General features: G+C 74.5%; 10 protein-coding genes. 9 read left to right on the forward strand and 1 reads right to left on the reverse strand.

Annotated elements, in window-relative coordinates:
• Positions 1 to 41: 41 nt before the first annotated feature.
• The 8 genes from steA (at position 42) to M8C11_RS24490 (ending at position 11,038) form a co-directional block, all read left to right on the forward strand.
• Entirely contained in the window at positions 42 to 1,220 is a 1,179-nt protein-coding gene (gene steA, locus M8C11_RS24455; RefSeq protein ID WP_120573844.1) for a putative cytokinetic ring protein SteA, read from the forward strand.
• Between the two features lie 27 nt (positions 1,221 to 1,247).
• Complete coding sequence (locus M8C11_RS24460) at positions 1,248 to 2,189, forward strand: copper transporter (protein ID WP_252453454.1); 942 nt, start codon at positions 1,248 to 1,250, stop codon at positions 2,187 to 2,189.
• Positions 2,190 to 2,249: 60 nt separating this feature from the next.
• Positions 2,250 to 3,113 carry a hypothetical protein gene (locus tag M8C11_RS24465; protein ID WP_121684702.1) on the forward strand — a complete coding sequence of 288 codons (864 nt, stop codon included), beginning with the start codon at positions 2,250 to 2,252 and terminating at the stop codon, positions 3,111 to 3,113.
• Between the two features lies 1 nt (position 3,114).
• Complete coding sequence (murJ, locus tag M8C11_RS24470) at positions 3,115 to 4,812, forward strand: murein biosynthesis integral membrane protein MurJ (RefSeq protein WP_252453456.1); 1,698 nt, start codon at positions 3,115 to 3,117, stop codon at positions 4,810 to 4,812.
• Positions 4,809 to 5,942, forward strand: coding sequence for a glycosyltransferase family 4 protein (locus M8C11_RS24475; RefSeq protein ID WP_252453458.1), 1,134 nt, complete (start codon positions 4,809 to 4,811; stop codon positions 5,940 to 5,942). Before murJ ends, M8C11_RS24475 begins: the two co-directional genes overlap by 4 nt.
• Positions 5,942 to 8,374 carry a hypothetical protein gene (locus M8C11_RS24480; protein WP_252453460.1) on the forward strand — a complete coding sequence of 811 codons (2,433 nt, stop codon included), beginning with the start codon at positions 5,942 to 5,944 and terminating at the stop codon, positions 8,372 to 8,374. The genes M8C11_RS24475 and M8C11_RS24480 overlap by 1 nt, the downstream gene beginning before the upstream one ends.
• A gap of 293 nt (positions 8,375 to 8,667) precedes the next feature.
• Complete coding sequence (locus M8C11_RS24485; protein WP_120570446.1) at positions 8,668 to 10,398, forward strand: CTP synthase; 1,731 nt, start codon at positions 8,668 to 8,670, stop codon at positions 10,396 to 10,398.
• Between the two features lie 34 nt (positions 10,399 to 10,432).
• Positions 10,433 to 11,038: an NUDIX hydrolase gene (locus M8C11_RS24490; RefSeq protein ID WP_013285591.1), complete on the forward strand. Its 606-nt coding sequence runs from the start codon at positions 10,433 to 10,435 to the stop codon at positions 11,036 to 11,038.
• Between the two features lie 65 nt (positions 11,039 to 11,103).
• Here the strand turns inward: M8C11_RS24490 and M8C11_RS24495 are convergent, their stop codons facing one another.
• Positions 11,104 to 11,418: a TM2 domain-containing protein gene (locus M8C11_RS24495; RefSeq protein ID WP_252453573.1), complete on the reverse strand. Its 315-nt coding sequence runs from the start codon at positions 11,416 to 11,418 to the stop codon at positions 11,104 to 11,106.
• A 225-nt stretch (positions 11,419 to 11,643) separates the two neighbouring features.
• On the opposite strand from M8C11_RS24495, the gene ald reads away from it, so the two are divergent.
• The gene (gene ald, locus M8C11_RS24500; RefSeq protein ID WP_018788824.1) at positions 11,644 to 12,759 is read left to right on the forward strand and encodes an alanine dehydrogenase; all 1,116 of its coding nucleotides are present in this window, start codon (positions 11,644 to 11,646) and stop codon (positions 12,757 to 12,759) included.
• Positions 12,760 to 12,763 lie beyond the last annotated feature (4 nt).

Consider the following 12,763-nt stretch of genomic DNA (forward strand, 5'->3'; position numbering starts at 1 on the left):
TCGCGACAGCAAAACCTGCCTCACATGCCAGGATGGTCACGATGCGTCTACCCACACTGCGCCGGAGCCGGAACCCGGAGCCGGGCTCCATCGTCGGCACCGCGCGCCTCGACCGCCGGACGAAACGGCTGGTCGGGCGCCTGCGACCCGGCGACATCGCGGTCATCGACCACGTCGACCTGGACCGGGTGGCGGCCGACTCGCTCGTCGCGGTGGGTGTGGCGGCGGTGCTCAACGCCAAGCCGTCGGTCTCCGGGCGCTATCCCAACCTCGGCCCGGAGGTGCTGATCTCGGCCGGCATCCCGCTGCTGGACGATCTCGGCGAGAGCGTCTTCGAGCAGGTCCGTGAGGGCGACCGGGTCCGCATCGAGGGCAACACCGTCTTCGCCGGCGACGAGCCGGTCGCGCACGGCTCGTTGCAGGACGCCGAGACAGTGGCCAAGTCGATGGCCGACGCCCGGGAGGGCCTGTCGGTGCAGTTGGAGGCGTTCGCCGCCAACACGATGGACTACCTGCGGCAGGAACGCGACCTGCTGCTCGACGGCGTCGGCGTACCGGAGATCCAGACCCAGATCCAGGGCCGGCACTGCCTGATCGTGGTGCGCGGCTACGACTACAAGGCCGACCTGGACGTGCTGCGCCCGTACATCCGGGAGTTCAAGCCGGTGCTGATCGGCGTCGACGGCGGCGCCGACGCGCTGGTCGAGGCGGGCTACACCCCGGACATGATCATCGGGGACATGGACTCGGTCACCGACGACGTGCTGCGCTGCGGCGCCGAGGTGATCGTGCACGCCTACCCGGACGGGCGGGCGCCGGGCCTGGCCCGGGTCAACGGGCTCGGCGTACCGGCGATCACCTTCCCGGCGGCGGCCACCAGCGAGGACCTGGCCATGCTGCTGGCCGACGAGAAGGGCGCCTCGCTGCTGGTGGCGGTCGGCACGCACGCCACCCTGGTGGAGTTCCTCGACAAGGGGCGCGGCGGTATGGCGTCGACGTTCCTGACCCGGCTGAAGGTCGGTGGCAAGCTGGTCGACGCCAAGGGCGTCAGCCGGCTCTACCGGCAGAGCATCTCCGGGTCGTCGCTGCTGCTGCTGGTCCTGTCGGCGGTGGCCGCGATGGCCTCCGCGGTGGCGGTCTCCACCGTCGGGAAGGCGTATCTGGGCGTGGTCTCCGAATGGTGGGACAATTTCGTGTTCCAGCTCGGCCAGCTCTTCTAGCTCCCCGACGATCAAGAGGCTGCAAGCGTGATCAACTTTCGCTACCACGTGGTGTCCCTGACCGCGGTGTTCCTGGCGCTGGCGATCGGCCTGGTGGTCGGCACAGCCGCCCTCAACGGGCCGGTCGCCGACTCGCTCCGGGAGAACGTCAACGGCCTGCGCAAGGACAACTCGCTGATGCGCCAGTCGGTCAACAGCATGCAGAAGCAGCTGGAGACCGAGGAGGACTTCGCCGCCGAGATGGCCCAGCTCGTGCTGCCCGGCAAGCTGACCGGCCGCCGGGTGCTGGTGCTCACCCTGCCCAGCGGCCGGGACCAGGCCGAGGGCGTGGTGAAGATGCTCCAGACCGCCGGCGCCGACGTCACCGGCCGCATCGACGTGCAGGACAAGTTCGTCAACCCGGACAGCAACAACAACCTGCTGGAACTGGCGGTCACCGCGGCCCGGCCGAACAGCGCCCCGACCGGCAACCTGCCCGGCAACGGGCACGGCGTGGAGACCTCCAGCGCGTTGCTGGCCAACGTGCTGGTGGACCGCCCGGCCGGGAGCCCGCCGGTCAGCGACGCCGACCGGCGCGCCGTGCTGGAGCAGTACGCCACCGCCGGATACCTCACCCCGGCGGACCGGATCTCCACCGCCGCCGAGGCGGTGGTGATGGTCACCGGCCAGCCGTACGTGGACAAGGACTCGGCGAAGAAGGACGAGTCGGTGGTGAAGATCGCCGAGCAGTTCGACCGGGCCAGCGCGCTCGTGGTCGCCGGCATGGGCTCGACCGGCGGCAACCTCGTCTCCGTGGTGCGCGGCGACCCGGTGCTGTCGCAGACCATCTCCACCGTCGACAACGCCAACACCGTGCAGGGCCAGCTGGTCACCAGCCTCGCCCTGGCGCAGCAGCTCACCGAGAAGAAGACCGGCCAGTACGGCGTGGGCGACAACGCTGCCGCCCGGGTGCCTACACTGCCCCGGTGACCGCTCCGGGCCGCCCGGTCCGTGCCGCGTCGCGTTCGAAGTCCGGATCGAGGAGGTCCCGTGAGACTGGGTCGGCTGCTCGCAGTGGGCGCGGGGGTGCTGGCCGCCCGATACACGCTGCGCCAGACGCGCACGTCGCCGGGCGGGCCGGCGCTGGAGCGCACCAACTACCGGGGCCGCACCGTGACCCTGGCCGCCGGTCCGGCCCTGGCCGTCGGCGCGGCCACCGGGGCCGCGCTGGGCGCCGGTAGCGCCCCGGCCGGCGCCGCCGCGCTCGTCGCCGGGCTCGGTGCGGGCGCTGTCGGCCTCTACGACGACGTGGTCGGCGCGCGCCCCGAACAGAAGGCCGCCAAGGGGTTCGCCGGGCACCTCGCCGCGCTGCGCGAGGGTCAGGTCACCGCCGGGATGGTCAAGGTCGCCGGGGTGGGCGTGGCCGGGCTGGGCGCCGCCGCGCTGCTCGCCGCCGACCGGCGGGTCGCCGCGCACCCGCGCCGCCGGCGCGCCGGGGCGTTCGGCCGAGGGCTCGACGTGCTGCTCGGCGCCGGCGTGGTGGCCGGCACCGCGAACCTGGTCAACCTGCTCGACCTGCGGCCCGGCCGGGCGTTGAAGTCCGGCATGCTGCTCGGCGCGCCGCTGACCACCGGCCCGTACGGCGGCGTCGCCGCGGGCGCGGTCGGCGCGTCGGCCGCGCTGGTCGGTGACGACCTCGGCGAGCGGGTGATGGTGGGCGACAGCGGCGCCAACGCGCTCGGCGCGCTGCTCGGGGTGAGTCTGGCCGCGCGTACCGGGCCGCTCGGCCGGGCCGGCGTGCTGGCCGTGCTCGCCGCGCTCACCGCCGCCAGCGAGAAGGTCAGCTTCACCCAGGTCATCGCACGGACGCCGGGGCTGCGGCACCTCGACGAGCTGGGCCGGCTCCCGGACTGACGTGACGAAACCGGCTCCTCTCGCCGCCGCCGGCCGGGTCGCCGGGGCGGCCGCCCTCATCGCCGTCCTCACCGTCCTCAGCCGGCTCGCCGGCTTCGGCCGGACCGCGGTGTTCACCTGGATGCTGGGCCCCACCGATCTCGGCGGCGCCTACCTGGTGGCCAACTACGTCCCGAACTTCATCTTCGAGATCGTCGCCGGCGGGGCGCTCGCCAGTCTCGTCGTACCGCTGCTGGCCGGCGCCGTCGAGGCGGGTGACCGGCGCGCGGTGGCCGCCACCACCGGCGCGCTGCTGACCTGGACGCTGAGCCTGCTGGTTCCGCTGGCGGTGCTGCTCGCGGTGTTCGCCGACCCGCTGCCGGGCCTGATCGGAAACGGTCTCAGCGAGGCCCAGCAGGCGTCCGGCGCGCGGATGCTGCGGGTCTTCGCGCCGCAGTTGCCGCTGTACGGCGTGGGGATCGTGCTGACCGGTGTGCTCCAGGCGCACCGCCGCTTCGCCTGGCCGGTGATCGCGCCGCTGCTGTCGAGCGTCACGGTCATCGGCGTCTACCTGGGCTTCACCGCCGCCGAAGGGCGGCTGGCGACGATCGGGCAGGCCGGGCGCGGCGGTGAGCTGCTGCTGTCCGCCGGCACCACGCTCGGCGTGGTGGTGCTCTCGCTGTCGCTGCTGATCCCGGTGCGCCGGCTGCGGCTGCGGGTCCGGCCGGGCTACCGGTTCCCGGCCGACGCCCGGGCCCGGGTGGGCGGTCTGGTGGTCGCCGGGGCGGTGACGGTGGCCGCCCAGCAGATCGCCCTGGTGGTCGCGCTCAACCAGGTCACCTACGGCCGCACCGCCGACGTCAGCGTCTACAACCTGGCCCAGACCGTCTACTTCCTGCCCTGGGCGGTGCTGGCGGTGCCGCTCGCGGTGGCCGCGTACCCGACCCTCGTCGCGGCCCGGGCCACCGGCGACGAGCGCGCCTACCGGGAGACCCTGGCCCCGGCGGTACGCGGGGTCGTGCTGCTCAGCCTGCTCGGCGCCGCCGCGCTCGTCGGCACCGCCATCCCGGTCGGGCACTTCTTCTTCTCCGACCCCCTCGACGCGCGCACCGCGGCGGCCGGGATCGCCGGTTTCGCGCCCGGCCTGGTCGGCTACGGCCTGTTCGCGGTCCTCACCCGCGCGCTGTACGCGCGGGGCGAGACCCGGGCGGCCACCGTCGCCACCGCCGTCGGCTGGCTCAGCGTGCCCGTGCTGGCCGTCCTGGCCGCCCAGGTGGCGCCGCTGGCCGACCGGGTGCTCGCGGTGACGCTGGCGTCCTCGGCCGGCATGCTGCTGCTCGGCGTGCTGCTGATCGCCGCGGTCCGGCGGGCCGCCGGCGGCGAGGCCCTCGCCGGGATCGGCCGGGCCGGGGCCGCCGGGCTGCTCGCCGCAGTGGTCGCCGGAGCGGGCGGGGCGGCCGTCGCGGCGGGACTCGCCGGGCTCGGCGACGGCACCCCGACGACACCGTGGGCCCTCGCGCAGGGCATGCTGTCCGGGGTCGTGGTCGGTGTCCTGTTCCTCGCCGTCGCCTGGCTGACCGACGCCCGCGACCTGCGGCCGCTGCTCGCGACCGTGACCCGCCGGCTGAGCCGGCGACGCCCGGCCGGCGGGGACGACGGCCCGCCGGCGCAGCAGCACCCCGGCGAGCGGGGTGACGGAAGGGAGACCGTTTCCTCATGACGGACGCCTCGCCGGCACCGCGCTGGCCCGGGTCGGTGGCCCTGGTGCTCGCCTCCAGCACCGGCGGGGTCGGGCAGCACGTCCGCTCGATCACCAGAGGACTGACCGAGGCCGGCGCGTCCGTACTGGTCTGCGGCCCGTCCGCGACCGAGGAACAGTTCGACTTCACCGGCGCCGGGGCCCGGTTCACGCCGGTGGAGATCCCGGCCAGCCCCACCCCGGGCGACGCGCGCGCGGTCACCGCGCTGCGCCGGGCGCTCGCGGACACGCCCGCCGACGTGGTGCACGCGCACGGGCTGCGCGCCGGCCTGGTCGCCGCACTCGCCCGCCCCGCCGCGCCGCTGGTCGTCACCTGGCACAACGCGGTCCTCGCCGGTGGCCTGCGCGGCGCCGTGTCCCGGCTGGTCGAACGGGTCGTCGCCCGGTCCGTGCGGGTCGCCCTGGGCGCCTCCGCCGACCTGGTCGACCGCGCCGCCGCGCTCGGCGCCGCCGACGCCCGCCTGGCCCCGGTCGCCGCGCCGGCGCTGCCCGCGCCGCGCCGCCGCCGCACGGCGGTGCGCGCCGAGTTCGGCGTCGCCGCCGACCGGCCGCTGATCCTCTCGGTGGGCCGGCTGCACCCGCAGAAGCGGTACGACGTGCTGATCGACGCCGCCGCCCGCTGGCGGACCCGTACTCCCGCCCCGCTCGTGGTGATCGCCGGCAGTGGTCCGGCGTACCTGCCGCTGGCCGCCCGGATCTCGGCCGCCCGCGCGCCGGTGACGCTGCTCGGGCACCGCGGCGACGTGGCGGACCTGCTGGGCGCCGCCGACCTCGCGGTGGTGACGAGCGACTGGGAGGCCCGCCAGCTGTTCGCGCAGGAGGCGCTGCGGGCCGGCGTACCGCTCGTCGCGACCGCCGTCGGCGGGCTGCCGGACCTGGTCGGCGACGCTGCCGTGCTGGTGCCGCCCGGCGACGTGGACGCCGTCGACGCGGCCGTGCGCGACCTGCTCGACGACCCCGTACGCCGGGCCGACCTGGGCCGGCGCGGCCTGGCGCGGGCCGCGACCTGGCCCACCGAGGCGGACACCGTGGCCGCGCTCGCCGGCCTCTACGCCGAGCTGACACCCCAGCTCTCGACCGGGAACCGCTGATGGTGCGCAGACTCACCCCGGTGCTGCTGACCCTGGTCGTGGTGGCGCTGGGCATCACCGCGCTGTCCGCCCGCCCGGATGACGGCGCGACCCGGCCGAACGCCGACTTCGTGGTGCTCGTCGGCGCGGCGGGCCTGCGGTGGGACGACGTCGACCCGGAGAACACGCCGACGCTGTGGCGGATGGCCGAGCAGGGCGCGATCGGGTCGCTCTCGGTACGCTCCGCGCACCGCCCCACCTGCCCGGTGGACGGCTGGCTCACGCTCGGCGCGGGGAACTTCGCCGCCTGGCCCGGCGCCCGCCCGGGCGGTGGCTGCCCGGCCGCCGGGGTGACGATCGAGCGGCCCGACGGCATCGGCGCTAACCTGCCCGACCAGGCCAGCGCGGTGGCGCACAACCAGGAGCAGCTGTCCTGGGGCGCGACGCCGGGCGCGCTGGCCGAGTCGGTGCGCTGCTCGGTGGCGGTCGGGCCGGGCGCCGCCGTGGCCGCCGCCCGCCCGTTCGGCCGGGTCGACAGGTACGCCCCCTCGCTCCCCGAGAACCCGGCGGAACTGCTCGGCTCCTGCGTGCTGAGCATCGTCGACGTCGGCACCGTCGACGACGACGATCCGGCCGTACGGGCCGCCCAGGCGCGGCAGGCCGACGCCCGGCTGGCCCGGGTGCTCGCCGCCCGGCCGCCGCGCTCGCTGGTGCTCGTCGCCGGCGTGTCCGACACCGACTCCCCGTCCCGGCTGCACGTCGCCATCGCCGACGGTCCCGGCTGGGAGGGCGGCTGGCTGACCTCGCCCAGCACCGCCCGGTCCGGCTACCTGCAACTGATCGACCTGGCCCCGACGGTGCTCGCCGTGCTCGACAAGCCGATGCCGGAACGGGCGTTCCTCGGCCGGCCCGCGGTGACGGTCGACGACCGGCCGGACGACCTGCGGGCCGCGATCGAGGCGCCGGCCGACGCGGACCGGGAGGCAGCCGCCCAGCGCCGCGTCGCCGGCTGGTTCTTCACGCTGCTCGCCGCCGCCCAGATCGCCCTCGCGGTGGCGGTGCTGCCGCTGCTGCGCCGCGCCCGCCGGCTCGCCGGACCGCACGGGCCGGAACCGGTGTCCCGGCGGATCGTCGCGGTGGTGGAGCTGCTGCTGATCGCCGCCGCGCTGGCGGTGCCCGCGGCGCTGCTCGCGGACGCCGTGCCCTGGTGGCGCGGGGACCACGCCGGCCTCTGGTACGCCTCGGTGACCGCGCTTCTGATCGTCGGCGGCACCGCCGCGGTCCGGTTCAGTCCCGGGCACGAGCGCACGCTCGGCCCGCTCGGTGCGGTCGCCGGCCTGGCCACGCTCGTGGTCGGCGTGGACGTGCTCACCGGTTCCCGGTTGCAGCTCAACGGCGTGGTCGGCTACTCGGCGCTGGAGGGCGGCCGGTACGCCGGGCTCGGCACCGTCGGGCTGGGCGTGTTCATCGCCGGGGCGCTGCTGTGCGGCGGCTGGCTCGCCCAGCGGTTCCGCAAGGGCTGGCGGCCGATGGTGATGGTGACCGTCGGCGGGCTCGCCGTGGTGGTGGTGGGCAGCCCGTACCTGGGTGCCGACTCGATCGGTGCGATCGCGCTCACCGCCGGGGTGAGCGTCGCGGCGGCGATCTGCAGCGGCGGCTGGCTGACGGTGAGCCGGTTGGCCTGGGCCACCATGGCCGCGCTGGCGGTCACCGTGGGGTTCGCCCTGGTCGACCTGGGCCGTCCGGCGGACGAGCGCGGCAGCCTGGGCCGGTTCCTGGCCGCTGTGGGCGACGGCACCGGCGGGCTCACCGTGCACCGGTCCAGCAGCTCCAACATCCAGACGCTGATGAACAGCCCGCTCACCGTGCTGGCCCTGGCCGGGGCCGCGCTGGTCTGGCTCGCGTTGCTCCAGCCGTGGGGCGGGCTGATGCGTCTGTTCGGCATCTACCCAGCGATCCGGGCGGCGATGGCCGGCACCGGCGTGGCCGTCGGGCTGGGCGGCGTCCTCGGCGGGTCGGCGCTGGACGTGGCGGGCGCGGCGGCGGCCCTCGTGGTGCCGATGGCGGCCCTGGCGGCGCTGCGGGTGCTCGACCACTCCACCGACCGCACGGTGCCCGACAGCGGCCGTGGCGGGGGCGAGACGGGCGCGGTCCCACCGGGCGGGCCGGACGACTCCTCCAGGGACGGCGCGGCCGGCGACGGCCCGGCCGCTGACCGTGCGGGTGGCGACGCTGCGGGTGGTGGTCGGTCGGCTGCCGAAGGCTCGGCCGGCGACGGTGCGGCCGGTGACGGCGCCGGCGACCCGGGGGAGGCCGGGGAGCCGGCCGGACCGGACGGGCAGGACTCCGCAGGCACGGAGGCGCCGGACGGGCCGCGCGCCGCTGGCCCGGCCCGTGGGGCGCAGGTGCCCGCACAGCCGACCCCGGCGTCCTCGGAGATCCCCGCCGGTTGACCCGGGCCGCCCACGCGGCCCGCCAGGTCTGCCGCCCCGCCGGTTCGGGGAGGTGGCGGGGTCGAGGCCCGGTGGAAGGCACCACATCGGCGAGCTGGTGTCGATCAAGGGCCCGGACCCGGGCCGGACCCGGGCCGGGGGAGGCCGGCACCGGCCTCACGTGCGTCGACAGCGGGTGCGACGCCGGCTCACGGTCCGGATGGTGTTACCGTGGAATCCCGTGGATCGCGTGATCACTCTGCTGATCGGCACGGCGGTTCGCACGACCGCTACGGACGACACGGGAGCAGGCCTTGGCCCCTACAGCACGGACGACCAGGCACATTTTCGTCACCGGGGGCGTCGCCTCCTCGCTGGGTAAGGGCCTCACCGCCTCCAGCCTCGGCAGTCTGCTGACCGCGCGCGGACTGCGCGTGGTGATGCAGAAGCTCGACCCGTACCTGAACGTCGACCCCGGCACGATGAACCCGTTCCAGCACGGCGAGGTCTTCGTCACCGAGGACGGCGCCGAGACCGACCTCGACGTCGGCCACTACGAGCGGTTCCTCGACCGGGACCTCTCCGGCAAGGCGAACGTCACCACCGGCCAGATCTACTCGGCGGTGATCGCCAAGGAGCGGCGCGGGGAGTACCTCGGCGACACGGTGCAGGTCATCCCGCACATCACCAACGAGATCAAGGCCCGGATCCGCGGCATGGCCGACCCGGACGCCGACGGCCAGGTGCCCGACGTGGTGATCACCGAGGTCGGCGGCACGGTCGGCGACATCGAGTCGCTGCCGTTCCTGGAGTCGATCCGGCAGATCCGCCACGACCTGGGCCGGGACAACTGCTTCTACCTGCACGTGTCGCTGGTGCCGTACCTGGCGCCGTCGGGCGAGCTGAAGACCAAGCCGACCCAGCACTCGGTGGCGCAGCTGCGCAGCATCGGCATCCAGCCCGACGCGCTGGTGCTGCGCTGCGACCGGGAGATCCCGGACAAGGTCAAGGAGAAGCTGTCGCTGTACTGCGACGTCGACCGGGAGGCGGTCACCGCCGCGCCGGACGCGCCGAGCATCTACGACATCCCGAAGGTGCTGCACCGGGAGGGCCTCGACGCGTACGTGGTGCGCCGGCTCGGCCTGTCGTTCCGCGACGTGGACTGGACCCGCTGGGACGACCTGCTGGAGCGGGTGCACCAGCCCCGGCACACGATCACCGTCGCGCTCGTCGGCAAGTACGTCGACCTGCCCGACGCGTACCTGTCGGTGAGCGAGGCGATCCGGGCGGCCGGGTTCGGCCACCGCGCCCGGGTGCAGCTCAAGTGGGTGCCCAGCGACGACTGCGTGACCCCGGCGGGTGCCGCCGCCGCGCTGTCCGGCGTCGACGGCATCGTGATCCCCGGCGGCTTCGGCGTCCGCGGCATCGAGGGCAAGGTCGGCACCGCCCGGTACGCGCGGGAGAACGGCATCCCGCTGCTGGGCCTCTGCCTCGGCCTGCAGTGCATGACCATCGAGGTGGCCCGCCACCTGGCCAACCTCGACGGGGCGAACTCCCTCGAATTCGACGAGGAGGCGGTGCACCCGGTCATCGCCACCATGGCCGACCAGGAGGACATCGTCGCCGGCCGCGGTGACCTGGGCGGCACCATGCGGCTCGGTGCGTACCCGGCGAAGCTGGCCGAGGGCTCGATCGTCGCCGAGGCCTACGGCAGCACCGAGGTCAGCGAGCGGCACCGGCACCGGTACGAGGTGAACAACGCCTACCGCGACCAGCTCACCAAGGCCGGCCTGACCATCTCCGGCACCTCGCCGGACGGGCGGCTGGTCGAGTTCGTCGAGCTGGACCGCAACCTGCACCCCTTCTTCGTGGCCACCCAGGCGCACCCGGAGCTCAAGAGCCGGCCCACCCGGCCGCACCCGCTGTTCGCCGCGTTCGTCGGCGCGGCAGTCGCGTACTCGCAGGCCGACCAGCTGCCGGTGGACCTGGACGGCGCGTCGAAGAAGGCCGCCCGCGGCGGTGGCGCGAAGGCGTCCGCGAAGTGAGCGGCGGGTCCGCGCGAGCGTGCGGGGAGGCGGCGTGAGCGGCGTCGAGCACCGGTACGAGGTGACCGGCCGCCGGGAGATCTGGTCCGGCCGGATCTTCTCCGTGGTCAGCGACGACGTCACCATGCCCGGCGGTGGCAGCGCGACCCGCGACTACGTGCGGCACGTCGGCGCGGTCGCGGTGGTGGCGCTCGACGACGCCGGTCAGGTGGTGCTGATCCGCCAGTACCGGCACCCGGTCGGCCGGCACCTGTGGGAGCTGCCCGCCGGGCTGATGGACGTCGGCGGCGAGGACCTGGCCGCCGCCGCGCTGCGGGAGCTGGCCGAGGAGGCGGACCTGACCGCGGGCCGCGTCGACGTGCTCGTCGACCTGCACAGCTCGCCCGGGTTCGCCGACGAGGTGGTGCGGGTCTTCCTGGCCCGCGACCTGGCCGACGTGCCGGCCGACCAGCGGCACGACCGGCACGACGAGGAGGCCGACCTCCAGGTGGTCCGGGTGGACCTGGACGAGGCGGTGCGGATGGTGCTGGCCGGCGAGATCACCAACGCGTCCTGCGTGGCCGGGCTGCTCGCCGCCGCCCGCGCCCGCGACACCGGCTTCACCGAGCTGCGCCGCCCGGAGGCGCCGCTGCCGCGCTGATCCGCAGACGACGAGGGGCCGCCCGGCGCGCAGTGCGCCGGGCGGCCCCTTCCGTTTGCCGCAAGTCAGTCGCGCAGCGGGCGTCCCTGCCCGTCGACACCGCCGTTGACGAGGATCAGGATGCCGTCGACGAGGCCCCAGATCGCGCCGAAGCCGCACGTCACGAGCGTGACGATGAGCTGGATGACACCGGTCTTGGTGTCGCCCATGTAGAACCGGCCGATGCCGAAGCCGCCGAGCAGGATCTGGAGAACACCCGCGACGACCTTGCTCTTGTCCGAGACGCCCTGCGGGTACTGCTGATAAGGAGTGGTCATGAGCGGACACAATAGTGATCGGTTCACGTCATGTCGGCCTCGCCACCCAGCCGGTGGGAAGATGTCATCGAAGTTTGTCCTCTCGGCGGATGGCGTCTCCACCGGGCAGTCCGAGGCATGCCTGACACACCGTCAGGACCAGCGGGCACCGGATGTCACAGTGTCGCCGTCCGTGGGCTTCCCACGGGCCTAGACTGCCGCCGGCGGGACAGGAGGACCGCGCCGGCAACGGAGCCGGCGCGGCCACGCAGTCGGGGGTGAGCCGCCCCGGAGGAAGGTGTCTGCATCGTGAAGGTCGGAATCCCCCGCGAGGTCAAGAACCACGAGTACCGGGTGGCGATCACGCCCGCCGGAGTCAACGAGTTCACCCGCCACGGCCACGAGGTCTTCGTGGAGGCAGGCGCCGGAGTCGGTTCCAGCATCACCGACGACGAGTTCGCCGCCGCGGGCGCGAAGATCCTGGCCACCGCCGACGAGGTGTGGGACACCGCCGAGCTGGTGCTCAAGGTCAAGGAGCCGATCGCCGAGGAGTACCACCGGATGCGCGAGGGCCAGGTGCTGTTCACGTACCTGCACCTGGCCGCGTCCCGCGAGTGCACCGACGCGCTGGTCGACCGGAAGGTCACCGGCATCGCGTACGAGACGGTCGAGCTGCCCGACCGGTCGCTGCCGCTGCTCGCCCCGATGTCCGAGGTGGCCGGCCGGCTCGCCCCGCAGGTGGGCGCCTTCTACATGATGCGCACCGGCGGCGGGCGGGGCGTGCTGCCCGGCGGCGTGTCCGGCGTGTACGCGGCCAAGACCGTGGTCATCGGCGCGGGCGTGTCCGGCCTGAACGCCGCCGCCATCGCGCTGGGCCTGCAGTCCGAGGTGCTGCTGCTGGACAAGAACGTGGCCCGGCTGCGCTCCGCCGACGCCATCTACCGGGGCCACCTGCAGACCGTCGCCTCCAACGCGTACGAGATCGAGCGGGCCGTGCTCGACGCGGACCTGGTCATCGGCGCGGTGCTGGTGCCCGGCGCGAAGGCCCCGAAGCTCATCTCCAACGAGCTGGTCTCCCGGATGAAGCCGGGCAGCGTCCTCGTCGACATCGCCATCGACCAGGGCGGCTGCTTCGAGGACTCGCGCCCGACCACGCACGCCGACCCGGTCTACAAGGTCCACGACTCGATCTTCTACTGCGTGGCGAACATGCCCGGCGCGGTGCCGAACACCAGCACCTACGCGCTGACCAACGTCACCCTCCCGTACGCCCTCGAACTGGCCAACCAGGGCTGGCAGCAGGCGCTGCGCAACGACCCGGCGCTGGCGCTGGGCCTGAACACCCACGCCGGCAAGGTCGTCTACGGCCCGGTCGCCGAGGCGCACGGCATGGACGTGCTGCCGCTGGACGAGGTGCTGAGCTGACCGA

The sequence above is a fragment of the Micromonospora sp. CPM1 genome, assembly GCF_023896895.1.
GTDB lineage: Bacteria > Actinomycetota > Actinomycetes > Mycobacteriales > Micromonosporaceae > Micromonospora > Micromonospora tulbaghiae.

What these genes read in the sequence shown, in the direction of transcription:
- steA (WP_120573844.1), top strand. Translation starts at nt 42, where the DNA reads ATGCGTCTACCCACACTGCGCCGGAGCCGGAACCCGGAGCCGGGCTCC.
- M8C11_RS24475 (WP_252453458.1), top strand. Translation starts at nt 4,809, where the DNA reads ATGACGGACGCCTCGCCGGCACCGCGCTGGCCCGGGTCGGTGGCCCTG.
- M8C11_RS24480 (WP_252453460.1), top strand. Translation starts at nt 5,942, where the DNA reads ATGGTGCGCAGACTCACCCCGGTGCTGCTGACCCTGGTCGTGGTGGCG.